The following is a 25756-nucleotide window of genomic DNA, read 5'->3' as shown; positions in this document are numbered from 1 at the left end:
GCCAGGACTCGGGAGCCGATTCAAGACGCGAGCGCCGCAGGGCGGCCCGCGAGTTGCGCCCGTCGCCGGCTCCCTTGCCGCCGCGGCGTTCGCGCCATGCCCGCAGCCAGATCGTCATCTTCCTCAACTTCTGCCTGTCGGCGGTGCTGTTCGTGATGCTGGCAGCCGGCGCCGTGATCTACTGGGGCGCGGGAGAGTTCGAGGGCGAGGGTCCGCTTCGCCAGGAAGCCACCTATGTGGTGCCCAGCGGTTCCGGCGCGCAGACCATCGCGGCCGGGCTGGAGCGCGAGGGGATCATCAGCGACGCGCAGGTCTTCGAGTACGGCGTTCGGTTTGCCGGCGCCGGCGGCGAGCTGAAGCCCGGCGAATACGCCTTCACGCCCGGCGTCTCGATGCGCGGCGTGATGGAACAACTGCGCAGCGGCAAGTCGATCGTCCACTCCGTGACGATCCCGGAAGGCTGGACCGTGCAGCGCATCTACGACCGGGTTGCCGCGTCGGAGGTTCTCACCGGCGAGATGCCCGAACTGCTGCCCGAGGGCACGCTGCGTCCGGACACCTATCTGGTCCAGCGCGGCGACAGCCGGAAGGCCCTCATCCAGCGCATGAAGGACGCCCAGGACCGGCTCGTGGCCGAGATATGGGAGACCCGCGACCCGGAGGTGCCGGTCGACGATATCGGCCAGTTCCTCACGCTTGCCTCCATCGTCGAGCGTGAGACTGGTGTGGACAGCGAGCGACCGCACGTGGCGTCGGTCTTCGTCAACCGGCTGCGCAAGGGCATGCGGCTGCAGTCGGATCCGACGTTCCTCTATGGCGTCTATGGCGGTGCCGGAAAGCCGAGCGACGCGCCGGTCACCCAGTCCGACATCGAGAGCGACACGCCCTACAACACCTATCGGATCAACGGCCTGCCGCCCGGCCCGATTGCCAATCCGGGGCGTGCGGCGCTGGAAGCCGTGGCCAATCCGCTCGAAACCGATGACGTCTACTTCGTCGCCGACGGGACCGGCGGGCACGTCTTCGCCGAGACGCTGGACGAGCACAACCGCAACGTCCAGCGATACCGCGAATACGAACGCCAGCAGCGGGCCGCGGCCGAAGCGGCCGAGTGACGGGGCGGCGCCCCGTCGGCGGCTGAACGCAAGAGGGGTCAGGCCATGCCCGTCCAGAGCATGACGGGCTTTGCCCGCCACGAAGACTTCGCCGAGGGCATCGAGTTCGTCTGGGAGCTTCGCTCCGTCAACGGCAAGAGCCTCGACATGCGGCTGCGCCTGCCGCCGGGTTTCGAGCCGATCGAGGCCGGGCTGCGACGCCTTGCCAGCTCCCGCCTGTCGCGCGGCAACATCCAGGCCAGCCTGCAGCTCAAGCGCGAAGCCAGCTTGCCCGAATTCATCGTCAACGACGCCATGCTGGCTCGCGTGCTGACGCTGTCGTCCCGGCTCGTTGCGGATGGCCATGCCGCCGCGCCGACGGCCGATGGCATCCTCGCGATCAAGGGCGTCGTCGACATCGCCGAAGCCCGGCCGGAGCCGGAGGTCGAGGCCCGGCGACATGCCGCCGTGACCGATGGCTTCGCCGCTGCCCTCGATGCGCTGGCCATCGCCCGTCAGTCGGAGGGCGACGCCCTGCGCGAGATCCTGCTGATGCGCGTGGACGAGATCGCGTCGCTCGTCGAACGCGCCGAAGCGGACCCGGCGCGCTCGCTAGAGGCCATCAGGCAAAGACTGGCGTCGCAGGTCGCCGATCTCCTGGGCGCGGATGCACGGCTCGACGAGGCCCGCCTGCATCAGGAGGCAGCGCTCCTGGCGACGAAGGCCGACATTCGCGAGGAACTCGACCGTCTCAGGGCGCATGTCGACGCAGCGCGCGCACTGCTCGACCACGGCGGACCGATCGGGCGGCGGCTCGACTTTTTATCGCAGGAATTCAACCGCGAATCGAATACGGTCTGCTCCAAGTCGAACGCGACCTCGCTCACCGCCATCGGGCTGGAGTTGAAGGTCGTGATCGATCAATTCCGTGAACAGGTGCAGAATCTAGAATGACGTCGATCTTCGACACTGAATCGCCCATCAAGATCGCCCGTCGCGGCCTCATGCTCGTCCTTTCCTCGCCGTCCGGCGCCGGCAAGTCGACGATCGCCCGGACCCTGCTCGATTCCGACCCGCTGTTCATGCTCTCGGTCAGCGTGACGACCCGCAAGCGCCGGGCGAGTGAGATCGATGGCGTGCACTACCACTTCATCGAGCGCGAGGCGTTTCACCAGATGCGTGAGGGCGGCGCCCTGCTCGAATGGGCGGAGGTGCACGGCAATCTCTACGGCACACCCCGCGTGGCCGCCGAGAAGGCGATGCAGGACGGGCGAGACATGCTGTTCGACATCGACTACCAGGGCGCGCTGCAGCTGCAGCGCCAGGCGAAGGCCGACATCGTCTCGATCTTCATCCTGCCGCCGTCCATGGCCGAGCTGAAGACGCGGCTGCTGCGCCGCGCGGAGGATTCCGGCGAGACCATCGCCGTGCGCCTCAAGAACGCCCGCGTGGAGATCGCCCGCTGGCGCGACTACGACTACGTGGTGATCAACGACGATCTCGACCGCGCCTTCTCGGCGGTCCGCTCGATCATCAACGCCGAGCGGTTGCGCCGCGACCGCCGGCCGGGACTCTACGACTTCACGGCGCAGCTGCTGTCCGAAGAAATCGCCTGAAGGCCCGGAATCGGATTATCGGCCGATCAGCCTAACAACCGGGCGATACTGACGAACTCGGCCACCGACAGGGTCTCCGCCCGCCGCTGCGGGTCGATGCCGGCGCGGCCGAGCAGGGCCTCGCCGCCGAGCGCCTTGAGGCTCTGGCGCAGCATCTTCCGCCGCTGTCCGAAGGCCGCGGCCGTTACCGTTTCCAGCGCAGCGAGGGCGACGGGCTCCGGTTCTGGCCGGGGTACGATCCGCACCACCGAGGAGGTCACCTTGGGTGGCGGCGTGAACGCCTCGCGCGAAACGTCGAAAGCGATGCGCGAGACGGTTCGCCAGCCGGCGAGAACGCCCAGCCGGCCGTAATGGTCGGAGCCGGGTGCCGCGACGATGCGCTCGGCCACCTCGCGCTGAAACATCAGCGTCAGGCTCTCCCAGGAAGGCGGCCATGTCGGCGTCGCGATCCAGTTGAGCAGCAGCTGCGTCCCGACATTGTAGGGCAGGTTGGCGACGACCTTCAGCGGGCCCTCATGGGCGATCGACGCGATATCCAGCTTCAGCGCGTCGGCTTCGATGATCTCCAGCCGTCCGGGGTAATGCGCGGCGATGGCGTGCAGCGCCGGCAGGCAGCGCGAATCCTTCTCGATCGCAATCACCCGTCCGGCACCCTCGGCGAGCAGCGCCCGCGTCAGGCCGCCGGGACCGGGCCCGATTTCGACGATCGTCGCGTCTTCGAGCGGCTGCGCCTGCCGCGCGATCCTGGCGGTCAGGTTGAGGTCCAGCAGGAAGTTCTGGCCGAGGCTGCGCCTTGGCTCCAGCCCGTACTCAAAAAGGACGGTCCGCAATGGCGGCAGCGGGTCGATCGGGCTCACCCGATGGCCGCCGGGTGGGTCGAAGCGGCTGCCATGCGCCCGGCGAGGCGAAGCGCGGCAAGGAAGCTGTCGGGCCGCGCCTTGCCGGTGCCGGCGATATCAGCCGCGGTCCCGTGATCGGGCGAGGTGCGGATGATCGGCAGGCCGAGCGTCACGTTGACCGTCTGGTCGAAGGCGAGCGTCTTGGCCGGGATCAGCGCCTGGTCGTGATACATGCACACCGCCACGTCATAGCTGCGGCGCGCCTCGGCGTGGAACATCGTGTCGCCCGGCATCGGCCCGAAGGCGTCGATGCCCGAGGCACGCAATCGCTCGATAGCCGGGCGTATCACCGTTTCCTCCTCGGTGCCGATCGCGCCCTTCTCGCCGGCGTGCGGATTGAGACCCGAGACCGCAAGGCGCGGCGAAGCAATGCCGAGCCGCGTGCGATAGTCCTCTGCGACGATGCGGCAGGTCGTTTCGATCAATTCGCTCGTCAACTGGCCTGGAACCTCGGCGAGGGGGATATGGATGGTGACGGGGACGCAGGATAGATCCGGCCCGGTCAGCAACATGACCGGCGTGAACGGTCGGCCGAGCCGCCTTTCGCAGAGATCGGCAAGATATTCGGTATGCCCCGGATGCCGGAAGCCGACATCGTAGAGCGCCTTCTTGTCGATCGGCCCGGTGACGAGCGCCGAGGCCTCGCCGGCAAGGACGAGCGCCGTCGCGCGGTCGATGGATTCGATCGTCCCGGCGGCATTGTCGGGGTCGATGTGGCCCGGGGTCTCGCCCTGGCGATTGACCAGCGGCAGGACGGCGAGCGCGCCACGCGGCGTATCGGCCGCTTCGTGCGGGGCACAGATCGGATGGATCGACAGGGGAATGCCCAGCCGCGCAGCGCGAGCCGCAAGCATGCGGGGATCGGCCAGGACGAAGAAGCCCGGCAGATCAGGATGGCAGGCGGCATGAATGGCGAGGACGATATCGGGCCCGACGCCGGACGGCTCGCCGAGCGTGACCGCGACCGGCGGCAGCCGATCGCGGCGATCACTGTCGCTCATCGGCGGCTGATCTGCGCCTCGTCGCGCAGTTTCTTCAGGAAGGCGCCGTCGGGACCGCCGCTTTGTTCGCCGAGCTTGGCGAGGTCGCTGGACTGGAACACCATCGCGGCGACCTTGTCGTCCGAGATGCTGCGGCTGCCGCAGATGGCGATGTATTCGACGCCGCGCTCGGTTTCCTTGGCGGGTGTCGTCTTGCCGTTGCCGGCCTTGATGACGTCGTCCTTCCAGAGCGCCGGGAGTTCCGGCTGGGCGACACGTCCAAGGTCGCGGACGGTGACGTCGCGCAGCCCCTTGGCGAAGGTGTAGGTCGCGTCGCAGGACTGGAAGCGCGCCCGCATGCCGTCGGCCTCGCGCTTGCGCTGGCCGAGCAGGGCGCCGCGCTGTCCTTCCGGGATGACGAAGATCACCTGCTGCAGCGTGTACTCGGTCGTCGACGGCTTCTGTCCGCCCTGCGCCAGCATGCGCTGCACGACGTCCTGTTCGCTCATCTTCTCGGCACTGCGCATATGCGCCTGGACGGCCTGGCCCCAGCCCATCTGCACCCGGATGTAGTCCTTGAACGCATCGGACGAGAACCCGGCGCGCGAGAGAACTTCGGCGAGCTGCTGCTCGTTCATGTTGTTCTCGCTGGCGAACCGACCATAGGCCTCGTTCACCGCCGTATCGGGAACGTTGATGCCGCGCCGACGGATTTCCTGCTTCTTCAGCTCCTCGTCGATCAGCTCTTCGGTGGCCTTCTGGGTGGCGTTGCCGCCGACCCGGCGCAACTGCAGGAAGGCCGCGCGCTGGCGGATCTGGAAGCTGGTGATCGGCTGGCGGTTGACGACGACGCTGACTTCGGACGCGGCCTGCACCGGCGTCGCAAGCAGGGGTGCGACCGCCGCGGTCGAGGTGGAAAGGACAATTGCGAGAGCCGCACGCTTGATGGCGTTATGGACGGTCATGGTTCCTGAAACTCCTCCTCCGGGGCGATGGCTACGGCAGGTTGCAGTGCCTTTAGAGGCCCGCTCTGGCGAAATGATGATCCGGACCACTCATTTCGGCGTGACTGCCATCCAGGACGCTGGCCGCCGTCAGGCGGACCGCAACGTCCTAGCTGTCGTTGTCCCCGATATCATAGGATTGCGAGAAGTCCGAGATGGTTCGCAGGCCGAGCGTGAACATCACCGTCGTCGAATTGGCCTCCTGCGTATAGCGGTTCGCAGTGTCCGAATAGGAGACGAGCAGGCTGAAGCACTCGTCGGCATAGCCGACGCCGAAGGTCCGCTCGACCACCGTCTCGTTTTCGATGTCGTAGCCGAGCGCCCCGAAGGCCGTCCAGTTGGGTGCGAAGGTCACGGAGCCGGAGGCGGTGACCTGGCTGCGATCCTCGATCGAGCCGTAGGTCGGCTGCGCGGCGATGTCGGTATAGGTCAGCCGGGCGTTGCCCCCCGCAAAGGCGTAGGAGCCGTAGATGTCCGTGCGCTGGAGGGCGTAATCCTCCTCGTCGAGGCGCATCTGGGTTCCCACCTCGAGGCCGATGGGCGTGCCGACGGCGAACGACGTCACGTAGTCGGACCTGTCGGTCTCGAGGCCCGAATCATAGCCGACCAGGGCGAGATCGGTCTGGGCGTACGAGTTGAGCCCGGCGAGGTGGTAGGACTGGCCGATCACCGCGTCGAGCGAATAGCCGCTATCGAGCGTCGCGGCATAGCGCAGGCCGTAGTTGGCGCGCGTGCCGCCCTCGATGCGGTCATAGCCGGAGAACTTGTCGAGTTCGAACAGGTTGGCGGTGTTGAACACCAGCGTCTGGGCGTCTTCGTTCGGCACCAGGCCGATGCGGTTCTCGTCCGGGCGGGTGATCAGCTGGGCGATCGGCTCGATCACGTGGGACGTGTGTGCGGTCTCGATCAGATAGGGATACCGCGCTTCGATCGCCGCCGTCGCCATGCCGCGGGCGCCGGAGTCGTCGAGGCTGAGCGTGCCCTGGTTGAAGACACTCGCGGGCCGATCGTAGAGGACGTTGTTGAACCCATCGGAGCTCATGTCAGCGGTGTAGAGATCGCCGCGAACCCCAGCCATCGGCTTCAGCACCAGGCCGGAATCGAGCGTGTAGCTGTCCTGCCACTTTGCCTCAGCGGTGGCCCGCGTGTAATCGCCCTCCAGCCCGAGATACCGGCTGAGGTCAGGTCGATAGAGATACCCTGCTGTCGGGACCTGGCAGGCGCCGTTATCGAGCCACGTGGCGCAAAGCGCGCTGACCTGATCTTCGTCGCGGTGAAGCGAGGCGACGTTCAGGTCGAGCTGGACCTCGCCGCCGAGGACGCCCTCCTGCTCGATGCGCTGATAGTCGAAGCTGGGCAGCACGAGCGGCTGCTGATCCTCGAGGCTCGGATTGATCGACTGGTAGTCGAATTTCTGCGTCCGAAGGTCGAAGAAGCTCTGGTCGCCGAGACCCGTCAGGTAGATTTCCGACGTGTGCAGCGTCCGGCCGAACCCGGGGATCTCGTAGGTGTTGGAAAAGTTCGCGTCCGACTGGGCAAGGACGTTCCAGCCGAAAGTCCAGCGGTCGCTGAGCGCGAACTTGCCGGTCGTGCCGATCATCCCGCGGTCGGTGTTGGCGAAGTCGGGGGATTCGCCGGTGGGGGAATAGATGTTGTCGTCGCTGAACGCGTCCGGGTCCTGCTGGACGATGCCGGCGGCCTGCAGGGTGAAATAGCCGTTCTCGACGGCCTGCCGGTACTCGATCTCGCCGAGGAATCCCTGCTTGGTGTAGTAGGTGCCCGCGACGGTGACGTCCTTGTCGTCGGCGATGGCGAAGAAATACGGCACCCGAAGGCCGTATCCGAGTTGGTCGGAGGAGCGGAACGCCGGCGGCAGGAAGCCGGACTTGCGCTTCACCGTCGGGTCCGGCGACTGGAAGTAAGGAAGGTAGGCGATCGGCGCGCCGAAAAACTCGAACTGCGCGCCGTAATAGCGGATTTCCTTCTCGGTCTGGTCCCAGACGATCTTGCGCGCCTTCACCTGCCACAACGGCGCCCGCTCGGGGTTCTCCTCGCACGCCTCGCACGCCGTGTAGACGCCCTGCTGGAACGTCGTGACGCTGCCGTCGCGACGAACCGCGCCAGCTGCTGCGAAACGGGTGTTCTCCGGGGTCTCGATGCGCAACGCCTGGACGAAGCCGTCACGGAAATCGTCGGTGATGTCGATCGAGTCGGCGTAGACGCGATTCCCGTCCGGCTGTTGCAGTTCCACATCGCCCGTGGCGATCAGACGGCGGGTGTTCTGGTCGTAGACGACTTTCTGGGCGACGAGCTTGTACGAACCGTAGTCGATCTGGACGCCGCCGCCGGCGGTAACGACGGAGGAGTCGCTGTCATAGGTGACGGTGTCGGCCTCGAGAAACAGCTGGGCGTTCTCGGGTGCCTGGAAATCGGTCGGCAGAGCCGGCTGCGCATAGGACATGCCGCTTGCGAAGCCAAGCGCGCAAAACGCCGTGCCAGCAAGGAGAAACCCCTTTACTCGCGGCACGGCGAGACCCCTTCGCCGGCCGTCGGTCCCCCTCGGAATCATACTAACCATCCTCTTGATGGAGCAGGATTGTTACCCCAAACAATCCTGCTGCCAACACTGGAAACCAAGCGGCTGCAACCGGTGGAACCACCGCATTGCTGCCGAGTGCCTTCGCCAGAAACGTCACGACGTACAACACGAAACCAGCCAACACGCCACTCCCCAAGGTCCTAGCAGACTGGCGGGTGCGCGAAAACCTCGTCGCGACCGTCGCGGCCAGCAGCGTCATGGCGACGAACAGCGCCGGCTGCGCAATGAGCGAGTTGTACTGCATCAAAAAAGCCATGGAATTGAAGCCAAGGCTTGCGGCGACGCCGATCTTGTCGCCGAGTTCCCAGATCGAGATGGCCTCGGGGTCGGCCAGTCGCTGTTCGACGAACTCAGGCCGCAGGCTCGTCGGCAGCCGGAACGTCGCCGGGTGCTCCGGCGGATTGCCGATACGCGTGACCCGCGGCTTGTCGAGCGTCCAGGCGCCATCGCCGAGCACCGCCTGGGGCGCGTCGACCCGCTCGCGCACGAGACCGTCCTCGCCGAAGACGAAGGCGGTCACCTCGCCGAGCAGCACGCCGTTCTGCGCCACGGTCTTCGCCCCGATGATCGACGTGACCCCTTCGGCATTCTGCCGCAGCCACGGCACCTGGTCCGAGCTCGGTGCCATGCCCGCACTGGCGGTCTCGGCTTCGAAGGCTGCCGCCTGGCCCTTGGCGTAGGCCGACAGCGGATTGTAGGCGAAGGTCGCGAGCAGGCCGAGAAACAGCGAGCCGACGACGAACGGCAGCAGGATTTGCCAGATCGATACGCCGGCGGCGCGGGCCACAACCAGTTCGAGGCGCCGGCTGAGCGACAGCAGCGTGAAGATCGACGAGAACAGGATGATGAACGGGAAGGCCTGTTCCATGAAGGACGGGACGCGCAGCGCGGAGAACAGCGCGATCGCGCCGAAGCCGAACTCCGTCATCCGCCCGCGACGGCTCACCTCGATCATGTCGATCAGGTAGACCAGGGCGAAGACGGCGACCAGCGTCGACAGGAAGCTGACGACGTAGAGCCGGAAGAAGTAACGGTTGAGGGTCCAGTTCCTCATCCGCCGGACCCGTTCTGAAACGCGGCCGGGCGCAGCCGGGCGAGCGTCGCCGACATGCGGTCGAACTGCACGGCCGTCCATTCCGCTATCGGCCAGCTGGCGGGGCCGAGGCCGCGCCATATCAGGAGGAGATTGATCGCAATGGCGCCGAGCGGCAGGAGACAGGTGACAAACACCCAGAGATAGCCTTCCTCGATCAGCGAAAGCGCGACGAAACCCAGCGCCTTGAGTACGAGACCGCCGGAAAGGCCGAGGAACATGGCCGGACCGGTTCCCTGCCGATTGGTGCGCGGATCGCCGGCGACGACGACTGCCCACAGGGCGAAGGCGATCGCATACAGCCAACTCGTCATGCGATCGGTGGCCTCCTCGACGAGGCTCAGCGGCTTCGACTGGTACAGCGCGTCGTTCGGGTCGGGAAACAGCAATTCGTAGGTGCTGCGTTCAGAGCTGCGGATCCAGTCGCCGCTCGACGAAGGCCGCAACTCGGCGAGATCGAAGGCGTAGGTCTGGAACTCGATCACCGACACGCCGCCGTCCGTCGTGTTCCGCCGATGCAACTGGCCATCGTAGAGCAGAAGGGTCGAGCGACCGTCATCCTCCATCACGCGCGCTTCGCGGGCGAAATAGGTGAGGTCGAAGGCGGGATCGCGGGTGTCAGCAATGAACAGGCTCTCGATCACCGAGCCGTTGGCGTCGCCGACACTGACCACCAGATCCGACTGGACGCGCTCGAATCGCCCGGGCTGGAGGAAGAGCGTCAGCGTGTCGGCGTTGATCGAACGCAGACCGTTCTGGAAGGCGCTCGACGAATAGGGTCCGACCACATGGCTGAGAACGAGAATCATCAGGCCGCCGATCGCCCCGAGCAGCAGGATCGGCCGGGTGACGACTTTCGGGGAGGCACCAGAGGCGGCGATCACCGCCCGCTCGGAGCCGGCATTCAGCGAATTCAGTGCCTGGATGGCGCCGATGAGCACCGCGAAGGGCAGGACGCCCGCCACCAGCCCTGGCAGCAGCATCAGCGCGATCCAGAAGATGTTGCCGGCAGCGGATGCGGTCGTCTTGATGATGTCGATGCGCGACAGGGCCTGCACGATCCAGACGATGAGCACCAACGACGCCAGCGATCCCGCGGCATACCCGAAGGCTGCCTTGAAGACGTAGCGTTCGAGGAGCGTCATTCGTATCGTCATCCCGGTTGCACGCCCCGACGCTGCCTTGCCGGGAAAGTCCGCAGGCCGGACCATCCCCTCGTACACTGCAACAGCTTGGCTAAAGAAGGGCGAAGCGACGTGGTTAACGCGGTGTAACCGGCGACCCGGACCTTGCAAAGCCCGTTCGCGCATCCATCATAGGCTCCGCCCGGCGCCGTCCGACTCATCGGTGGCTCCCGGCATCGACCGCACCGCGACAGGAGTATTCATGGCCACCCTCCCACAGATCGAATTCGTTTCCGCCGATGCCGAGCCCGAAGGCGTGCTCGTCGTCCTGGCGGGACAAGGCGGGGCGGTGGCCTCAGAGCTGGGCGAAGCCGTGACCGGACTGATCGAAAAGGCCGGCAAACCGGCGAAGTTCAAGGGCAAGGCGCTGTCCACGCTGGACCTCTTGGCGCCGCAGGGCGTGGCGGTCGATCGGCTGCTTGTCGTCGGCACCCATTCCGACAAGCCTGCGACGGAAGAAGACTGGCTGAAGCTCGGCGGCGTCATCGCGTCGAAGGTCAAAGGCGCGCGGAGCGTCACCGTCCGCTGCGCATTGCCGGAGGGCGGCGCTGTCGCTTCGACCGACATCGCCCGCATTGCAGCAGGTGCGGTGCTGCGTACCTATGATTTCGACAACTACAAGACCAAGGCCTCGAAGAAGAAGGACGAGGACGCCGACGAGGACAAGGAGCCGCTTCGGCTTCGCTTCGCCGTGGCCGACCTCGAGGCGGCAAAGGCTGCCTATGCGGTGGAGGAAGCCGTCGCGGCCGGGACGATGCTTGCGCGCGACCTGGTCAACGAACCGGCCAACACGCTCGGACCCGTGGAATTTGCCGAACGCATCGAGGCGCTGGCGGCGCAGGGCGTCGAGGTCGAGGTGCTCGGCGAAAGCCAGCTGCGCGACCTGAAGATGGATGCGCTGCTCGGCGTCGCGCAGGGCTCGCCCCGGCCGCCGCTGGTCGTGATCATGCGCTGGAACGGCGGCCCGGCCGACCAGGCGCCGGTGGCGTTCGTCGGCAAGGGTGTCGTCTTCGACACCGGTGGTCTGTCGATCAAGCCGGCGGCCTCGATGGACGAGATGAAGGGCGACATGGGCGGCGCCGCCGCCGTGACCGGGCTGATGCGGGCCTTGGCCGGCCGATCGGCGAAGGTCAACGCCATCGGCATCGTCGGCCTCGTCGAGAACAGCGTCGACGGCGACGCGCAGCGCCCAGGCGACATCGTCACCGCGATGTCAGGCACCACGATCGAGGTGCTCAACACGGACGCGGAAGGCCGGCTCGTCCTCGCCGACGTCCTCTGGTACTGCCAGCAGCGTTTCAAGCCGCAGTTCATGGTCAATCTGGCGACACTCACCGGCGCCATCATCGTGGCGCTCGGCAATCATCACGCCGGCCTGTTCTCAAACAATGACGAGCTTGCCGAGCGACTGGCCGATGCCGGCAAGGTGAGCGGCGAGAAGGTCTGGCGGATGCCGCTGGCACCGGAATACGACAAGATGATCGAAGGCAAGTTCGCCGACATCCGCAATATCGGTGGCGGTCGGGCGGCCGGCTCCATCACCGCCGCACAGTTCCTGCAGCGCTTCGTCAACGACGTGCCGTGGGCGCATCTCGACATTGCCGGTACGGCGATGGGATCGCCCACCAACGAGTACAACCAGTCCTGGGCCTCGGGATTCGGCGTGCGGCTGCTCGACCGGCTGGTCAAGGACCACTATCAGGCAGGCTGACCTCGGCGGGGCGGGCGATGGCGCCGGGGCGCTGCGCGCTCGCACTTGATGGAAGACGGTGATCGGAGGGGGAGCACGATGGCGGAAGTCCTGTTCTACCACATGACCGAGAGCCGGCTGGAGGACGCCCTTCCGGATCTGCTGGAGCGCAGCCTCGCCCGGGGCTGGCGCGTCGTCGTGCAGTTCGTCACCGAGGAACGCCGCGACGCGCTGGATCACCATTTGTGGGTCTACAAGGATGACGGCTTTCTGCCACATGGCAGCGACGCGGAAGGATCCGCGGCGCTGCAGCCGGTCGTCTTGACAATCGAGCCGACGCAGGAGTCCAACGAGCCGCACGTGCGATTCCTGGTGGAAGGCGCTACGCCGCTATCGCTCGAACGCTACGTGCGGGCCGTCTATCTGTTCGACGGCCACGACGGCGAGCAGATCGCCCGGGCGAGGGAACGGTGGGCGGCGGAGAAGGCCGCCGGCCACGCGGTCACCTACTGGCAGCAGACCGAGGATCGTCGCTGGGTGAAGAAAGCCTGATCCCAGCGTGGCCGCCATGCGCCGCGCGGCGCCGCTTCAGCACAGTCGCCGATTTCCAATAAGGTGCCCTGGCTAACTGGAACCAATTTGGCCGGATGTTCAGCGCGACGGAGAAGACCAGCAGGTTGAGATAGCTCCCAAGTTCCAGCGTCTCCTCGATCCACACGCGGTAGTAGGTCTCGCCGACGATTTCAGCGACGACCAGCAGGACGCCGCTTATCCCGCACGGGACGATCCAGAAGAAGTTCAACTCGCGCAGGTGCCGGGAGAACGCCTCGCGCCGCACCGCCAGCAAGGCTATGGCCGAGCCGACCAGGACCAGCGTGATCAGCAGCTTGCCGTTGTCGGTGATGCACGGCCCGGTATCGTAAAAGGAGCTGCCGCAACGCGGGAATTCGCGAACCGCTGCGAGCCCGCAGGCTACGGCAATCGCGACGCTGGCGTAAAAGATCTCGAAGCCGAAGCGGAGCGCGGCAAGAAAGAACAGGAGACCCGCTGCGATGACCATCGCCGCCTGCAGGATCTCGCTGGGGCCGTTCTCGCCAGGAAACTCGGTCGGACCCGACGTCGGCTCGACGATCAACGAGAAGACCCAGGCAGCTGCCACGGAGCAGAGAGCCAGGGCACCAAACCAGAACAGCTCCTTTGCCGTCCGGCGTGCGAGCGCCGCCTGCGGAATCGCCAGGGCCAGTCTTGCCGCGCGTATGAGGAATGTCGGCATGAAGATGATCGACCTGCGTTCGCGGCCCTGAGTGCGACGGCGCGTGTCCGGCCGGTACCGGAGGACTGAGGTCAATGCGCCGCGACGCATTCTCGCGTCGGCCTCTTGGGTTCAATGGTCAGTGGAGATGACAGTTTTGCGACGCTGGATCAAGCCGGATCAGCATTGGCGCGCGACGGTCCGCTTTGCGAACACCCCACGGCGAGAGGCCTGTCGGGCCGTGGGGCCAGGGCCGAAGCGCTATTCGGCCGCCATTGCCGCGTCGTGTTCGGCGGTCAGTGCCAGCCAGTTTTCCTCGCAGGAAGCGAGCGTCTTCGCCGCATCGGAACGCTGCTTGTTGAGCGCGGCCGCGCGAGCCGGATCGCAGGTATAGAGCGCGGCATCGCCGAGCGTCTCGTCGAGCCCCTCGATGGTCTTCTGCAGGCGCGAGATCTGGATATCCAGCTGGCTGATCTTCGCCTTCAACGGCTTGAGCTGTTCGCGGCGCTCGGCGGCGATGCGACGCTGGTCGATCTTCGAGACCTGCGGCGCCGGCGCCGAGGCAAGGTCTGCCGGATCGGCGCCGACGCTGTTGCCCTTGGTGCCGCCCGACAGGACCAGCTTCTTGTAGTCCTCGAGGTCGCCGTCGTAGCGCGAGACCGTGCCCTCGGCGACGATCCACAGCCGGTCCATCGTCGCCTCGACCATGTGGCGGTCATGGCTGATCAGGATGACGGCACCGGGGAAGTCGTTGAGCGCCCGCACCAGGCTTTCGCGGGCCTCGATGTCGAGATGGTTCGTCGGCTCGTCGAGGATCAGGAGGTTCGGCGCATCGAGGGTCGCCAGGCCCATCAGAAGCCGGGCCTTCTCGCCGCCGGAGAGCTTCTCGGCCGCGGTGTCCATCTTCTGGGTCGGCAGGCCCATCCGCGCGACCTTGGCGCGGACCTTGGCTTCCGCCGCATCGGGCATCAGCCGCCGCACGTGCTGCACGGCGCTTTCCGCCGGCCGCAGGTCGTCGATCTGGTGCTGGGCGAAGAAGGCGATCTTCAGCCCCGGTGCACGGGTGATGGTGCCGGACTGCTCCGCCAGCCGGCCGGCCAGCAGCTTGGCGAAGGTCGACTTGCCGTTGCCGTTCTGGCCGAGCAGCGCGATCCGGTCGTCGGTGTCGATGCGCAGGTCGAGGCGCGACAGGATCGGTCGGCCGGGCGTGTAGCCGACCGTCGCATGTTCCATGCGGATGATCGGCGAGGCGGCGGCCTTTTCCGGTCCCTCGAAGACGAACGGCGTCACGTGGTCCTCGACGATCGCCTGCAGCGGCTGCATCTTTTCGAGCGCCTTGAGGCGGGACTGGGCCTGCCGCGCCTTCGAGGCCTTGGCGCGGAAGCGCTCGACGAACGCCTCCATGTGCTTGCGATGGGCTTCCTGCTTGCCGATCGCCTTATGCAGCAGTTCCAGCTTTTCGGCCCGCTGGCGCTCGAACTGGTCGTAGTCGCCGCGATAGAAGTTCAGCTTCTGCTGGTCGAGATGGACGATCGCGTTGACGGCGTTGTTGAGGACGTCCCGATCATGGCTGATGACGAGCACGGTGTGCGGATAGCGCGAGACGAAGTTCTCCAGCCAGAGCGTGCCTTCGAGATCGAGATAGTTGGTCGGCTCGTCGAGCAGCAGCATGTCGGGCTGCGAGAACAGCACCGCCGCAAGCGCGACGCGCATCCGCCAGCCGCCGGAGAAGGACGAGGCCGGGCGGGCCTGCGCCGCGATGTCGAAGCCAAGCCCGGACAGGATGGAGGAAGCGCGCGATTCCGCCGAATGCGCCTCGATGTCGGCGAGACGGATGTGGATGTCGGCGATGCGGTTCGGATCGGTGGCGGTCTCCGCTTCGGCGAGCAGCGCGACGCGTTCGACATCGGCCTTCAGCACGATCTCGATCAGCGATTCCTCGGTGCCGGGCGCCTCCTGGGCGACCTGGCCGAGCCGTGTGTTTTTCGGGAACGACACCGACCCGGTCTCGGCGGCGAGGTCGCCGGTGATGACGCGGAACAGGGTCGACTTGCCGGCGCCGTTGCGCCCGACCAGCCCGGCCTTGGTGCCGGTCGGCAGCGTCAGGCTGGCATGGTCGATGAGCAGGCGGCCGGCAACGCGCGCGGAGAGGTCTGTGATCTGAAGCATGGCGCCCTTTTGCCACGCCATGCCGCAGTGCGGAAGGGGGCTGGCGCGAGAAGTCGGCGGCGACCGCCGAACAGGCGCGAAAGTGATCGGTCTCGGGCGGCAGTTCGTTCGAGAACTCGATCAGCCCTGTCCGGTCTCTCGCTGGAAGCGAACGAGATCGAGGCTCGGCGCCTCTCGCCCGAAGCCGGTCAGGATCGCATGCGCCTGTCCGCGGTGATGGGTCTGGTGGTTGAACATGTGCAGCAGCGCGGGGCCGAGCTTCTGGGTCATCACCTGCGGGGAAGAGATCGTCTCGTAGCTGAAGGCCGCGGCCAAATCCGGTTCAGAGAGGCCCGCGACCCATTCCACGATCCGGGTGTCCTCAGCGATGCGGGCGGAGCGCAGTGCCTCGCGATCGTCGTAAAGGATCGCGTCGAGCTGCGTCGGCGCATCGCCCGAGCCGGTGAAGCGCCGCATCCAGATGCGGTCGGCTGCCAGGATATGGTTCAGCGTGCCCAGCATCGACTTGAAGAAGACGCCGCGGTCGGCACGGAATTCGTCATCCGAAAGCGTGCCCGCGGATGCATGGAGCCGTTCGTTGCACCAGCGATTATAGCCGGCGAACATCACCGTCATGTCGTGATACATCGCGCCGTCCTGCCCACTGCGAAGGAAACACCCGTGGCGATCCTACTTCACGAACTCGTCGGCAGCGATCCGGCAAAGCCCTTCTCGCCGCATTGCTGGAAGGTCCGGCTGGCCCTCCGGCACAAGGGCCTCGACTTCCAGACCGTACCGGTGCCGTTCACCGGAGTTCCGACGATCGAGGGCGGGTCTGGCATCGTGCCGGTGCTTCGCGACGGCGCAACCGTCGTGGCGGACTCCTTCGCCATCGCCGAATATCTGGAAGCCACTTACCCGGACGCGCCGAGCCTGTTCGGCGGGGAGGGCGGCCGGCATCTGTCGCGCTTCGTCGAAAGCTGGTCGCAGCGGACCATCCATCCGGTGGTCGGGAGTCTGGCGCTGCTCGACATCCACGATGCGCTGGATCCGGTCGACCAGGCGTATTTTCGCCAGAGCCGCGAGACGCGCATGGGCAAGACGCTGGAAGCCCTGGTCCAAGGGCGGGAGCAGCGCGTCGCGCCGTTCCTGCAGCAACTCGAGCCGCTGCGGGCACTGCTTGGCGCACAGCCATTCCTCGGCGGGCCGGATCCGCTGTTTGCCGACTATATCGTCTTCGGCGCATTCCAGTGGCTGCGGGTGAGCTCGTCCCTGCCGGTGCTGCCGGCTGGCGACCCGATCGCCGACTGGTTCGAGCGCTGCCTCGACCTGCATGGCGGCGAGGGACGGCTCGTCCCGGCGGCGGCCTGACGCGCGGCCGGCTTGCCGGGCCGGGGGCCGACGGCTATAGGTCCGCCACCTTCCAAACCTCTTTCAAAGGATATCCCATGGCGGTCGAACGCACGTTCTCGATGATCAAGCCGGATGCCACGCGCCGCAACCTCACCGGCGCCATCACCAAGATGTTCGAGGAGGCCGGCTTCTCCGTCATCGCCTCCAAGCGCGTCTGGATGAGCCGCCGCGAGGCCGAGGGCTTCTACGCCGTCCACAAGGAGCGGCCGTTCTTCGGCGAGCTCGTCGAGTCGATGTGCTCGGGCCCGACCATCGTCCAGGTGCTGCAGGGCGAGAACGCCATCGCGCGCAACCGCGAGATCATGGGCGCGACCAACCCGTCGGATGCGGCCGAAGGCACGATCCGCAAGGCGTTCGCGCTGTCGATCGGCGAAAACTCGGTGCACGGCTCCGACGCGCCGGAGACGGCCAGCCAGGAGATCGCCTACTGGTTCTCCGAGACCGAAATCGTCGGCTGAACCATCTCGGCTCTAAAAGATGATGCGAAGGGAGGCCGTCGTGCCTCCCTTCGTCGTTTCAGGGCGCGTTCAGGCGGCGGAAGCGCTCGTTCGACATGATCCGCATCCATTCGATCAGGTCGTCGTCGGCCTTCGCGACGCGCACGCCCGCAGTCATGATCTCGTCGAGCCTTGTCGTCGTGGGATCGCGTTCGCGGGCGACGAGGCGGTTGAGGATGTCGCGCTCGGTCACCACGCCGAGCAGCTTTTGGTTGGCGTCGATCACCATGACCGAGCCGATATTGCGCTTTGCCATCTGCATGGCAGCGTCGATGACCAGCACGTCCGGGCCGAAGCTCAGCGGTTTGGGCTTGTCGCGAAACTCCGGCCGATCCCTGATCTTCATGATGGTGCCTCCTCCCAAGATCGGGAGAAGTGTAAATCAAACATGACAGGTGCGGAAGCTGGGAGTCCTAAGCGGCTGACAGTGCAGTGCAGGACGGCGTCAGAGCTTGTGCCAGCGATCGGCGGCGTGGTCGTCCGTATCGCGCGATTCCACCCAGCCCCCGGTCGAGCCGTCGATCAGGTGCTCGCGCTTCCAGAACGGCGCGCGCGTCTTGAGGAAGTCCATCAGGAAGGAGGCGCCGTCGAAGGCGGCCTGCCGGTGCGCCGAGGTGCAGCCGACGAAGACGATGTCCTCGCCCGGTTTCACCAGGCCGAAGCGGTGGATCGCCGTGCAGCCCAGGAGTGGCCAGCGCGACAGCGCCTCGCGCGCCATGCGCTCGATCTCGCGCTCGGCCATGCCGGGATAGTGCTCGAGTTCCAGCGCCTCCAGCCGCCCGCCTTCGTCGCGGCAATAGCCGGAGAAGGTCACCACCGCGCCGACCTGACCGGATCCCGACAGAGCCGCGATCTCGGCAGCCATGTCGATGCGACCCGCCTGGATCCGCACGACCGGGTCGATGATCTTGTCAGCCATGGTCAGCCGCCGGTCATCGGCGGGAAGAGTGCGATCTCGCGTGCGCCCGCGAGCGGCTGCGAATGGTCGACATGCTCCTGGTCGATGGCGACACGAATGATCTCCGGCGCCTGAAGCGCGGCGTCGTAGCCGGCACCGCGGCCCTTCAGCCAATGCAGCAGGTCACTGACCGTCTCGACGCCGGCCGGCAGTTCGACTTCTTCTTCCGACAGCCCTATGCGCTCGCGGACCCAGGCGAAATAAGCGAGCTTCATGAGTATCGTCTCCGCTGTCGTCGCCCCGGTCGCGTAATGATCGCCGCGGGAACCCTCAGTCGTCGATATGGCGCAGGCCGGCGCGGAAATAATCGTAACCCGTGTAGAGCGTCACGAGCGCCGAGACCCAGAGTAGGCCGATCCCGAGTTGGGTGACATAGGGAAAGATCTTGTCGCCGGCAGGACCGGCCAGCAGGAAACCGACCGCCACCATCTGGATCGTCGTCTTCCACTTGGCGAGCCGCGTGACCGGGACCGAAACCTTCAGTTCGGCCAGATACTCCCGCAGGCCCGAAACCAGGATTTCACGGCAGAGGATGACGATCGCTGCCCATATGCTCCAGCCGGCAATGGTGCCGTCCGCGGCCAGCAGCAGCAGCACCGCGGCGACGAGCAGCTTGTCGGCAATCGGATCGAGCATCCGGCCGATCGTCGACGTCTGCTGCCAGGCTCTCGCAAGGTAGCCGTCGAAGAAGTCGGTGACGCTTGCGACGATGAAGATCGCCAGCGCCGACCAGCGGGCGTAGTCCGGGCTGCGCAGCTGGCCTTCCATGAAGAAGCACAGGACCACCAGCGGAACGCAGACGATCCTCGCATAGGTCAGGAGATTGGGAAGGCTGAGAGCCCGAGATGCCATGATGGGGTCCACGTCGCAGATGCGCGCCCCCTAGAAGCGCGGGCAGGTGGGTCGCGTCAACCGCAGTGATCGTCTTATGCGGCGAAGATGCGTTCATCCCCGCTCGTGGAAATGGTCGTAGATCGACTTCGCCATCGCCGCCGAGATGCCGTCGACGGCGAGGAGATCGCTGAGCCCGGCGCGCGACACCGCCTTGGCGGTACCGAAATGATGCAGCAGCGCGCGCTTGCGCGACGGGCCGATCCCCTCCACCTCGTCGAGCGGATTCTTGACCAGCTCCTTCTTACGGCGGGCGCGGTGCGTGCCGATGGCGAATCGGTGCGCCTCGTCGCGCAGACGCTGCAGGAAGTAGAGCACCGGATCGCGCGGCGGCAGCGTGAACGGCTCGCGTCCCGCCGTGACGAAGCGTTCGCGGCCGGCGTCGCGGTCGACGCCCTTGGCGACGCCGATCATCGTCACCCGGTCGGCGATGCCGAGTTCCTCGAGGATGCTGCGCACCGCCGACACCTGGCCCTTGCCTCCATCGATCAGGATCAGGTCGGGCCAGGCCGGCAGGCCGGCTTCCGACAGGGCCTCCTCGTCGTCGCCGCTGTCGTCCGCCGCGCTCTCCGCCAGCGGGGCCTCGGCCTCCTCCTTCAGCAGGCGCGAGAACCGTCGCGTCAGCATTTCCTGCATCATCGCGAAGTCGTCGCCGGGAGTGATGTCGACGCCCTTGATGTTGAACTTGCGATACTGGTTCTTCACGAAGCCCTCAGGCCCCGCGACGATCATCGCGCCGACGGCGGCGGTGCCCATGATGTGCGAGTTGTCGTAGACCTCGATCCGCCGCGGCGTGCGCGCCAGCCCGAACGTCTCCTGCACGCCCTTGAGGAGGCGCGCCTGCGACGACGTCTCGGCCAGCCGCCGGCCGAGCGCCTCGCGGGCATTGCTGGAGGCGTGGTCGACCAGCTCCTTCTTCAGCCCGCGCGCCGGCACCTCGATCTTCACCCGCCGCTCGGCCCGAACGCTGAGCGCGTCGGCGAGCAGCGGCTCGTCCTCGACGGCGATCGGCAGCAGCACCAGCCGCGGCGCCGGCTTGTCGTCGTAGAATTGCGCGAGGAACGCGCCCAGCACGGCTTCCGGCTCGAGCGACGGGTCCGCCTTGGGAAAATAGGCGCGGTTGCCCCAGTTCTGGCCGGTGCGGAAGAAGAACACCTGGATACAGGTGAGCCCGCCCTCCTGATGGATGGCGAAGACGTCGGCCTCCTCGATGCCGGCCGGGTTGATGCCCTGGTGTGCCTGAACATGGGAGAGCGCCGCCAGGCGGTCGCGATAGATCGCCGCGCGCTCGAAATCGAGATCCTCCGAGGCCGACTGCATGGCCGTCGCCATGCCGCTCTTGATCTGGCTCGAGCGGCCCGACAGGAATGCCTTCGCCTCGCCGACCAGTTCGCGGTAGTCGTCGATCGAGATCTCGCCGGTGCAGGGGGCGGAGCAGCGCTTGATCTGGTGCAGCAGGCAGGGACGGGTCCGCGTCTCGTAGACCGAGTCCGTGCAGGTCCGCAGCAGGAAGGCACGCTGCAGCGAGTTGATGGTGCGGCCAACCGCGCCGGCCGAGGCGAACGGCCCGAAATAGCTGCCCTTCCGCGAGCGCGCGCCGCGATGCTTCATGATCGCCGGCGCCTCGTGGTCCTCGCTGACCAGGATGTACGGGAACGACTTGTCGTCCCGCATCAGAACGTTGAAGCGCGGGCGCAACCGCTTGATCAGATTGGCTTCGAGCAGCAGCGCCTCGGTCTCGGTGCGCGTCGTCACGAACTCCATCTGCCGCGTGTCGCGGATCATCCGGGCGATACGCTGCGTATGGCCGCCGAGGCGGGTGTAGCTGACGACGCGCTTCTTCAGCGAGCGCGCCTTGCCGACATAGAGGACCTCGCCGTCCTTGCCGAACATGCGGTAGACGCCCGGCCGGTTCGGCAGCCGCTTGGCCAGGGCGACGATGAGATCGACGCCGGTCAGGCCGCTTGCGGCGACACCGCCGGCATCGTCCCACTCGATCGACGCCAGAAGCTCCGCGCTGCTCGCGGTGACGGCAATATCCGCCGGCTCCGCCGCGTCGTCGTCTTCCAGGTCGTCGATGTCGTCGGGATCGGTCATGTCGTCCTGAAGGCGCTGCCTCGGCTGGCGCCGCATGAGTTGTCGTCGTCGCGTGCGATCTGCACCGCGCGTTTTCGTTATATGATTCGTCCGGCCGTCGAATGCACGGGGTCGGGAGCGGGCCGGTATCGGACGCGTCGCGAGCGGCCCGCGTGGCTGTGGCCAACCTGCAACGCTCTCATCCTATTTCAGATTATTTCACTCTGGCGGGAGCCTTCGCCCGACATTCGCACTTTTCCCGTTGGAGATCGTCCCCACCTCTTCGGTCAGGAACCGGAACGGGCATCTGAAAGGCCTGAGTATGGTGAAGCTTCGACATCTTGCCCTGGGTACCGCGCTGGCGCTGCTGAGCACGCCTGCGTTTGCGGCCGATGCCGTCTACAGCGAGGCCGTGCCTTCGCCGGTGGGCGTTGGTGCCGCTGCAACCCCCGTCTATGTCTGGTCCGGCCCCTATGCCGGTGCCTTCGTCGGCTACAACAGCGCCAATTTCGACCAGAGCGGCGGCGCGAGCTTCGACGGCGACGGCTTCGTCGGCGGCGTCTATGCCGGCTACAGCCTCCAGACCGACCGCTTCGTCTACGGGCTGGAAGCCGATCTCGGCGGCTCGGCCGTTGATGCCGACGGGTTCAATGTCGCGACCGGTTCGGCGATCTCGGCGGACGGCAACATCTTCGGATCGCTGCGAGCGCGCGCCGGCGTCGCGGTCGACCCGTTCCTGGTCTTCGCCACGGCGGGCGTCGCCGCCTCGCGCAACGAAGTGTCGCTGAACGGCTTGTCGGACGAGCAGACCAGCGTCGGCTACACGGTCGGCGGCGGCGTCGAGGCGCAGATCACCGACAGCATCACCTCGCGGCTCGAATATCGCTACTCCGACTACGGCAGCGAAACCTACGATCTCGGCAACACCTCGGTGTCGTCCGGCTTCGACGAGCACTCGATCCGGGCCGGCGTCGCGCTAAAATTCTGATCTGCGCCGAAACCGTTTCGCCTATGCGCGCGGCACGTACTCGGCCAGCGACGGGTTTGCCGCGACGAACGCATCGAGCCATGCGGCGAGCCGCGGGAATTCGCCGGCGGCCTTGCCCGGGAACCTTATATTCATCCAGCCAAGCAGGCCGGCCAGCGCGAAATGCGCGATGGTCAGCTCCTCGGTGAGTTCGTCGAGCCGCTGGTCGAGAACCACCAGCCCGCGTTCGCCCTTGCGGGTCTGCTTGTCGACCCAGCCGTCATAGCGTTTCTCTTCCGGCCGGTAGCGGACCTCGTAGACGGTCAGCAGCAGCGCATCGACGACGCCGTCCACCGTCGCTTCGAAGGTCTTCACCGCCCGCCAGGCATCGAGCGGCTGCGGCACCAGCTGGTTGCCGCCCATCCGGTCGAACAGGTCGCAGATCACGCTGCTGTCGAAGACCGGGCAGCCGTCGTCTGTCACCAGGCTCGGGATCTTGCCGAGCGGGTTGGCGGCGAGAAGGTCGGTCGGCTCGGCGGAGGTGTCGACGGCGACCTCATCCAGCACGAAGCCGCAATGGCTGGCCGCCATGCGGACCTTGGCGGCGAAGGGTGAGGCAGACGCATAATAAAGACGCATGAGAGACGCGGAACCTATTTGGTGACGTAGTCGGGATAGGCATAGGTGCGGCCTTCCGGCTGGAAGCGGCGCAGCGATTCGCAGTTGGCACCGTAGACGTGCCACGCATCGAGGCCGAGCACGCAGCCCTCGGCACGCCAGCCGCGCAGCGGCGAGAAGATGCCCAGATAGCCGTTCGAACCGGCAAACCCCATCGGGTATTCGACCACGTAATAGACCGTCCGCTGCTGGTGGTCGGAGATCAGCGCCTGGGCTTGGCAGTAGCGCCGTTCGATCGGATTCACTGCCGGCGCGCCGGCGGTGATCTGCGGGAAATACGCCTTCTCGAACATGCCGCTGAACTCGAGAATCGCCAGCGGCGCTTCGAGCACGCGCGGCGCGCCATATTCGAACTGGTCCTCGACCTCGGCGAGAACCTTCGCATCGTCGCAGGCGGGAAGCGTGCTGGTGGCCGATGACGGCGCATGACCGCGCATCGCATCCGCCGCCTTCGACGGTGCAGCGACGGAGAGGGCAGCCATGAGCACGGCGGCGAAGACGAAAGAAGGGCGCATGGCGGAGCCTTTCGCGGCAAAAGCGACGGATCGTTGCCCGAGCGTTATCATGAAAGCGACGGGCTGCCGCTAGGGTGTAGCGGCAACGGGCGCAAAAACCCGGGCTGTTGCCGTCGGGCCATGCCCGAGCAGCGGCACCAGTCGGGCCAGGATCGTCTCCGCCTCTTCGGCAAAGACGAAGGGCGGGTTGATCACGGCGAGGCCGGTACCGACGAAGCGCTCGTCCGGGCTGTAGGCCTCGCGCAGGAATTCCGCGACGATGACCTCGTCGGCGCCGAGGCCGGCAAGGGCCCGGTGCAGCGCCGCGACGGCCTCCGGCCGTTTCAGCGGGTACCAGACCGCATAGGTGCCGCCCGGCCAGCGGCGAAAGGCGCGAGCGAGGCCGGCGGCGATGTCGTCGATCTCGCTGGGCTTCTCGAAGGGCGGGTCGATCAGCACCAGGCCGCGCTTTTCCTTCGGCGGCAGATGCGAGCCGAGCGCCAGCCACGCATCGAGCTCGATCGCCTTCACCTGGACGTCGCCGGCAAACAAGGCCCGCAGGGCCGCGGCATCGGCAGGGTGCAGTTCATAGGCCGACAGCCGGTCCTGGCTGCGCAGCAGGCGGCGCGCGATCAGCGGCGAGCCGGGATAGCGATGAGCGTCGATGTCCGGCCGGATGGCCTCGAAATAGGCCGAGAACAGCGGGTCGGCCGACAGCTCGCCGGCAGCCGCCATGATCCGCTCGACGCCGTCGCGGAATTCACCCGTGCGCTGTGCCTCGTCGGCGGCAAGATCGTAGAGCCCGCGGCCGGCATGCGTGTCGAAGACGCGGAAGGGTTTGTCCTTGCGCTTGAGATACTCGACCAGCCGCGTCAGCAGGACATGCTTGACCACGTCGGCGAAGTTTCCCGCGTGATAGGCATGGCGGTAATTCACGGGGTCTCCTTTCGCCGGCGTCGTCGTTCCGTCCAAGACGGCTGTGGGGATTTGACGAACGCTGTGTTCATCGGACTTACCGCACTGCAGCAGATCCCCAGATGGTGCAGTGAAGGGGCATCGCGCCCTCATCGCATTCAGGAGAGAGCCCCGCAATGACCAAGGCCAAGCTGTTCGAACCCCTCGACCTCGGACCCGTCCGTCTCGCCAACCGCGTCGTCATGGCACCGCTGACCCGCAGCCGCGCCACCGACGAGGGCGATCTCAAGGACATGCATGTCGAGTATTATCGCCAGCGCGCCGGCGCCGGGCTGATCATCACCGAGGCGACGAACATCTCGCCGGAAGGCCGTGGCTACGCATGGACCCCGGGTATCTTCACCAATCGCCATGTCGCCGACTGGAAGCGCGTGACGGACGCCGTCCACGCCGAGGGCGGCAAGATCGTCATGCAGCTCTGGCATGTCGGCCGCGTCTCGCATCCGGACCTGCAGCCGGGCGGCGCGCTGCCGGTCGCCCCGTCGGCGGTGAAGCCGGAAATGACCGCCTTCACCAATGACGGCATGAAGGACATTCCGGTGCCGCGGGCGCTCGAAAAGAACGAGCTGCCGCGTGTCGTCGCCGACTACGTCAGGGCGGCGGAGAACGCCAAGGCCGCCGGCTTCGACGGCGTCGAGATCCATTCGGCCAATGGCTACCTGCTCGACCAGTTCCTGCGCGACGGCGCCAACCAGCGCACCGACGAATATGGCGGCTCCATCGAAAACCGCATGCGCTTCCCGCTCCAGGTCGTCGATGCCGTGGTCGCCGTCTGGGGTCCGGAACGCGTCGGCATCCGCATCTCGCCGGTGAGCCCCGCCAATGACCTGCGCGACAGCAATCCCGAGCCGCTGTTCACCTGCTATGTCGAGGAACTGTCGAAGCGCAAGCTGGTCTATCTCCACGTCATCGAGGGCGAGACCCGTGGCAATCGCGATCCGGACAAGTTCAAGGCCTGGACGCTCAAGGATCACTTCGACGGCGTCTACATGGGCAACAACCGCTACGATCGCGAGCTCGCCGTCGAGCGGGTCGAGAGCGGCGAGACCGATCTCGCCTGCATCGGCCGGCTCTTCATCTCCAATCCGGACCTGGTGACGCGTTTCGAGCTCGACGCGCCGCTCGCCGAGTGGAACGAGGAGACTTTCTATGGCGGTGACGAGAAGGGCCTGACCGACTATCCGTCGCTCAGCGAGGAAGAGCGCGCGCGCTACGCCAACGCCGCCTGAACGATCCCTCGGGTGTCGT

The 25756-nt window shown here is 66.5% G+C and carries 26 protein-coding genes; 9 read left to right on the top strand and 17 right to left on the bottom strand.

The window, feature by feature from the left end; translation table 11 throughout:
• Positions 1 to 74 precede the first annotated feature (74 nt).
• From mltG to gmk, 3 genes are read left to right on the top strand one after another with little or no spacing between them, the layout of a single operon-like run.
• Positions 75 to 1115, top strand: coding sequence for an endolytic transglycosylase MltG (gene mltG, locus GTW51_RS09755; RefSeq protein WP_246232870.1), 1041 nt, complete (start codon positions 75 to 77; stop codon positions 1113 to 1115).
• A gap of 45 nt (positions 1116 to 1160) precedes the next feature.
• Positions 1161 to 2048, top strand: coding sequence for a YicC/YloC family endoribonuclease (locus GTW51_RS09750; RefSeq protein WP_163043727.1), 888 nt, complete (start codon positions 1161 to 1163; stop codon positions 2046 to 2048).
• The gene (gene gmk, locus GTW51_RS09745; protein WP_163043726.1) at positions 2045 to 2710 is read left to right on the top strand and encodes a guanylate kinase; all 666 of its coding nucleotides are present in this window, start codon (positions 2045 to 2047) and stop codon (positions 2708 to 2710) included. Before GTW51_RS09750 ends, gmk begins: the two co-directional genes overlap by 4 nt.
• Before the next feature lie 26 nt (positions 2711 to 2736).
• Here gmk and rsmA read toward each other — a convergent pair whose 3' ends face one another.
• The 6 genes from rsmA to GTW51_RS09715 all read right to left on the bottom strand — a co-directional run bounded on the left by rsmA (position 2737) and on the right by GTW51_RS09715 (position 10430).
• Entirely contained in the window at positions 2737 to 3567 is an 831-nt protein-coding gene (rsmA, locus tag GTW51_RS09740; protein ID WP_163043725.1) for a 16S rRNA (adenine(1518)-N(6)/adenine(1519)-N(6))-dimethyltransferase RsmA, read from the bottom strand.
• A complete protein-coding gene (gene pdxA / locus GTW51_RS09735) occupies positions 3564 to 4610 on the bottom strand; it encodes a 4-hydroxythreonine-4-phosphate dehydrogenase PdxA (RefSeq protein ID WP_163043724.1) in 1047 nt (348 codons plus the stop codon). The genes rsmA and pdxA overlap by 4 nt, the downstream gene beginning before the upstream one ends.
• Complete coding sequence (locus tag GTW51_RS09730; RefSeq protein WP_163043723.1) at positions 4607 to 5554, bottom strand: SurA N-terminal domain-containing protein; 948 nt, start codon at positions 5552 to 5554, stop codon at positions 4607 to 4609. The genes pdxA and GTW51_RS09730 overlap by 4 nt, the downstream gene beginning before the upstream one ends.
• Before the next feature lie 148 nt (positions 5555 to 5702).
• Positions 5703 to 8054, bottom strand: coding sequence for an LPS-assembly protein LptD (locus tag GTW51_RS09725; RefSeq protein ID WP_246232868.1), 2352 nt, complete (start codon positions 8052 to 8054; stop codon positions 5703 to 5705).
• 109 nt (positions 8055 to 8163) lie between these two features.
• Positions 8164 to 9246 (bottom strand): LPS export ABC transporter permease LptG, encoded by a 1083-nt coding sequence (lptG, locus tag GTW51_RS09720; protein WP_163043721.1) that lies wholly within the window; start codon positions 9244 to 9246, stop codon positions 8164 to 8166.
• Entirely contained in the window at positions 9243 to 10430 is a 1188-nt protein-coding gene (locus GTW51_RS09715) for an LptF/LptG family permease (protein ID WP_163043720.1), read from the bottom strand. Before GTW51_RS09715 ends, lptG begins: the two co-directional genes overlap by 4 nt.
• A 241-nt stretch (positions 10431 to 10671) precedes the next feature.
• Between GTW51_RS09715 and GTW51_RS09710 the strand changes: the two genes are divergently transcribed.
• Positions 10672 to 12180 (top strand): leucyl aminopeptidase, encoded by a 1509-nt coding sequence (locus tag GTW51_RS09710; protein WP_163043719.1) that lies wholly within the window; start codon positions 10672 to 10674, stop codon positions 12178 to 12180.
• Between the two features lie 78 nt (positions 12181 to 12258).
• Positions 12259 to 12711 (top strand): DNA polymerase III subunit chi, encoded by a 453-nt coding sequence (locus tag GTW51_RS09705; RefSeq protein WP_163043718.1) that lies wholly within the window; start codon positions 12259 to 12261, stop codon positions 12709 to 12711.
• On the opposite strand, the gene GTW51_RS09700 is transcribed toward GTW51_RS09705, so the two are convergent.
• The 3 genes from GTW51_RS09700 to GTW51_RS09690 form a co-directional block, all read right to left on the bottom strand.
• Positions 12662 to 13522, bottom strand: a complete 861-nt coding sequence (locus GTW51_RS09700) for a hypothetical protein (protein ID WP_163043717.1) — start codon at positions 13520 to 13522, stop codon at positions 12662 to 12664. The genes GTW51_RS09705 and GTW51_RS09700 overlap by 50 nt on opposite strands.
• Positions 13523 to 13672: 150 nt before the next feature.
• Positions 13673 to 15580, bottom strand: a complete 1908-nt coding sequence (locus GTW51_RS09695; RefSeq protein WP_163043716.1) for an ABC-F family ATP-binding cassette domain-containing protein — start codon at positions 15578 to 15580, stop codon at positions 13673 to 13675.
• Between the two features lie 120 nt (positions 15581 to 15700).
• Complete coding sequence (locus tag GTW51_RS09690) at positions 15701 to 16207, bottom strand: DinB family protein (RefSeq protein ID WP_163043715.1); 507 nt, start codon at positions 16205 to 16207, stop codon at positions 15701 to 15703.
• A gap of 33 nt (positions 16208 to 16240) precedes the next feature.
• Here GTW51_RS09690 and GTW51_RS09685 point away from each other — a divergent pair, with 33 nt between their 5' ends.
• A complete protein-coding gene (locus GTW51_RS09685; RefSeq protein WP_163043714.1) occupies positions 16241 to 16930 on the top strand; it encodes a glutathione S-transferase N-terminal domain-containing protein in 690 nt (229 codons plus the stop codon).
• Between the two features lie 77 nt (positions 16931 to 17007).
• A complete protein-coding gene (gene ndk, locus GTW51_RS09680) occupies positions 17008 to 17430 on the top strand; it encodes a nucleoside-diphosphate kinase (RefSeq protein WP_163043713.1) in 423 nt (140 codons plus the stop codon).
• Positions 17431 to 17488: 58 nt separating this feature from the next.
• Here the strand turns inward: ndk and GTW51_RS09675 are convergent, their stop codons facing one another.
• The 5 genes from GTW51_RS09675 to uvrC all read right to left on the bottom strand — a co-directional run bounded on the left by GTW51_RS09675 (position 17489) and on the right by uvrC (position 21451).
• Positions 17489 to 17815 carry a CBS domain-containing protein gene (locus GTW51_RS09675; protein ID WP_163043712.1) on the bottom strand — a complete coding sequence of 109 codons (327 nt, stop codon included), beginning with the start codon at positions 17813 to 17815 and terminating at the stop codon, positions 17489 to 17491.
• A gap of 99 nt (positions 17816 to 17914) precedes the next feature.
• On the bottom strand, positions 17915 to 18388 hold the full coding sequence (locus tag GTW51_RS09670) for a molybdenum cofactor biosynthesis protein MoaE (RefSeq protein ID WP_163043711.1): 474 nt from the start codon (positions 18386 to 18388) through the stop codon (positions 17915 to 17917).
• A 2-nt stretch (positions 18389 to 18390) separates the two neighbouring features.
• The gene (gene moaD, locus GTW51_RS09665; RefSeq protein WP_203565997.1) at positions 18391 to 18642 is read right to left on the bottom strand and encodes a molybdopterin converting factor subunit 1; all 252 of its coding nucleotides are present in this window, start codon (positions 18640 to 18642) and stop codon (positions 18391 to 18393) included.
• Between the two features lie 55 nt (positions 18643 to 18697).
• Positions 18698 to 19279, bottom strand: a complete 582-nt coding sequence (gene pgsA, locus GTW51_RS09660; RefSeq protein ID WP_163043710.1) for a CDP-diacylglycerol--glycerol-3-phosphate 3-phosphatidyltransferase — start codon at positions 19277 to 19279, stop codon at positions 18698 to 18700.
• 93 nt (positions 19280 to 19372) lie between these two features.
• Positions 19373 to 21451, bottom strand: a complete 2079-nt coding sequence (uvrC, locus tag GTW51_RS09655; RefSeq protein WP_163043709.1) for an excinuclease ABC subunit UvrC — start codon at positions 21449 to 21451, stop codon at positions 19373 to 19375.
• A 265-nt stretch (positions 21452 to 21716) separates the two neighbouring features.
• Here uvrC and GTW51_RS09650 point away from each other — a divergent pair, with 265 nt between their 5' ends.
• Positions 21717 to 22382, top strand: a complete 666-nt coding sequence (locus GTW51_RS09650) for an outer membrane protein (RefSeq protein ID WP_163043708.1) — start codon at positions 21717 to 21719, stop codon at positions 22380 to 22382.
• 21 nt (positions 22383 to 22403) lie between these two features.
• Here the strand turns inward: GTW51_RS09650 and GTW51_RS09645 are convergent, their stop codons facing one another.
• The 3 genes from GTW51_RS09645 to GTW51_RS09635 form a co-directional block, all read right to left on the bottom strand.
• Positions 22404 to 23000, bottom strand: a complete 597-nt coding sequence (locus GTW51_RS09645) for a glutathione S-transferase family protein (RefSeq protein WP_163043707.1) — start codon at positions 22998 to 23000, stop codon at positions 22404 to 22406.
• A gap of 14 nt (positions 23001 to 23014) precedes the next feature.
• The gene (locus GTW51_RS09640) at positions 23015 to 23554 is read right to left on the bottom strand and encodes a hypothetical protein (protein ID WP_163043706.1); all 540 of its coding nucleotides are present in this window, start codon (positions 23552 to 23554) and stop codon (positions 23015 to 23017) included.
• Positions 23555 to 23623: 69 nt separating this feature from the next.
• Complete coding sequence (locus GTW51_RS09635) at positions 23624 to 24469, bottom strand: 23S rRNA (adenine(2030)-N(6))-methyltransferase RlmJ (RefSeq protein ID WP_163043705.1); 846 nt, start codon at positions 24467 to 24469, stop codon at positions 23624 to 23626.
• Between the two features lie 155 nt (positions 24470 to 24624).
• Here GTW51_RS09635 and GTW51_RS09630 point away from each other — a divergent pair, with 155 nt between their 5' ends.
• Positions 24625 to 25737 carry an alkene reductase gene (locus GTW51_RS09630; RefSeq protein ID WP_163043704.1) on the top strand — a complete coding sequence of 371 codons (1113 nt, stop codon included), beginning with the start codon at positions 24625 to 24627 and terminating at the stop codon, positions 25735 to 25737.
• The last annotated feature ends 19 nt before the right edge of the window (positions 25738 to 25756 follow it).

Origin of the sequence: Aurantimonas aggregata (assembly GCF_010500835.1) — a bacterium.
GTDB lineage: Bacteria > Pseudomonadota > Alphaproteobacteria > Rhizobiales > Rhizobiaceae > Aurantimonas > Aurantimonas aggregata.
Note: the sequence above shows the minus strand (reverse complement) of the source record. Positions and strands in the feature narration are given on the sequence as shown.

What these genes read in the sequence shown, in the direction of transcription:
- GTW51_RS09750 (WP_163043727.1), top strand. Translation starts at nt 1,161, where the DNA reads ATGCCCGTCCAGAGCATGACGGGCTTTGCCCGCCACGAAGACTTCGCC.
- gmk (WP_163043726.1), top strand. Translation starts at nt 2,045, where the DNA reads ATGACGTCGATCTTCGACACTGAATCGCCCATCAAGATCGCCCGTCGC.
- pdxA (WP_163043724.1), bottom strand. Translation starts at nt 4,610, where the DNA reads ATGAGCGACAGTGATCGCCGCGATCGGCTGCCGCCGGTCGCGGTCACG.
- GTW51_RS09730 (WP_163043723.1), bottom strand. Translation starts at nt 5,554, where the DNA reads ATGACCGTCCATAACGCCATCAAGCGTGCGGCTCTCGCAATTGTCCTT.
- GTW51_RS09725 (WP_246232868.1), bottom strand. Translation starts at nt 8,054, where the DNA reads ATGTCCTATGCGCAGCCGGCTCTGCCGACCGATTTCCAGGCACCCGAG.
- lptG (WP_163043721.1), bottom strand. Translation starts at nt 9,246, where the DNA reads ATGAGGAACTGGACCCTCAACCGTTACTTCTTCCGGCTCTACGTCGTC.
- GTW51_RS09715 (WP_163043720.1), bottom strand. Translation starts at nt 10,430, where the DNA reads ATGACGCTCCTCGAACGCTACGTCTTCAAGGCAGCCTTCGGGTATGCC.
- GTW51_RS09710 (WP_163043719.1), top strand. Translation starts at nt 10,672, where the DNA reads ATGGCCACCCTCCCACAGATCGAATTCGTTTCCGCCGATGCCGAGCCC.
- GTW51_RS09705 (WP_163043718.1), top strand. Translation starts at nt 12,259, where the DNA reads ATGGCGGAAGTCCTGTTCTACCACATGACCGAGAGCCGGCTGGAGGAC.
- GTW51_RS09700 (WP_163043717.1), bottom strand. Translation starts at nt 13,522, where the DNA reads ATGCGTCGCGGCGCATTGACCTCAGTCCTCCGGTACCGGCCGGACACG.
- GTW51_RS09695 (WP_163043716.1), bottom strand. Translation starts at nt 15,580, where the DNA reads ATGCTTCAGATCACAGACCTCTCCGCGCGCGTTGCCGGCCGCCTGCTC.
- GTW51_RS09690 (WP_163043715.1), bottom strand. Translation starts at nt 16,207, where the DNA reads ATGTATCACGACATGACGGTGATGTTCGCCGGCTATAATCGCTGGTGC.
- ndk (WP_163043713.1), top strand. Translation starts at nt 17,008, where the DNA reads ATGGCGGTCGAACGCACGTTCTCGATGATCAAGCCGGATGCCACGCGC.
- GTW51_RS09675 (WP_163043712.1), bottom strand. Translation starts at nt 17,815, where the DNA reads ATGAAGATCAGGGATCGGCCGGAGTTTCGCGACAAGCCCAAACCGCTG.
- GTW51_RS09670 (WP_163043711.1), bottom strand. Translation starts at nt 18,388, where the DNA reads ATGGCTGACAAGATCATCGACCCGGTCGTGCGGATCCAGGCGGGTCGC.
- moaD (WP_203565997.1), bottom strand. Translation starts at nt 18,642, where the DNA reads ATGAAGCTCGCTTATTTCGCCTGGGTCCGCGAGCGCATAGGGCTGTCG.
- pgsA (WP_163043710.1), bottom strand. Translation starts at nt 19,279, where the DNA reads ATGGCATCTCGGGCTCTCAGCCTTCCCAATCTCCTGACCTATGCGAGG.
- uvrC (WP_163043709.1), bottom strand. Translation starts at nt 21,451, where the DNA reads ATGCGGCGCCAGCCGAGGCAGCGCCTTCAGGACGACATGACCGATCCC.
- GTW51_RS09650 (WP_163043708.1), top strand. Translation starts at nt 21,717, where the DNA reads ATGGTGAAGCTTCGACATCTTGCCCTGGGTACCGCGCTGGCGCTGCTG.
- GTW51_RS09645 (WP_163043707.1), bottom strand. Translation starts at nt 23,000, where the DNA reads ATGCGTCTTTATTATGCGTCTGCCTCACCCTTCGCCGCCAAGGTCCGC.
- GTW51_RS09640 (WP_163043706.1), bottom strand. Translation starts at nt 23,554, where the DNA reads ATGCGCCCTTCTTTCGTCTTCGCCGCCGTGCTCATGGCTGCCCTCTCC.
- GTW51_RS09630 (WP_163043704.1), top strand. Translation starts at nt 24,625, where the DNA reads ATGACCAAGGCCAAGCTGTTCGAACCCCTCGACCTCGGACCCGTCCGT.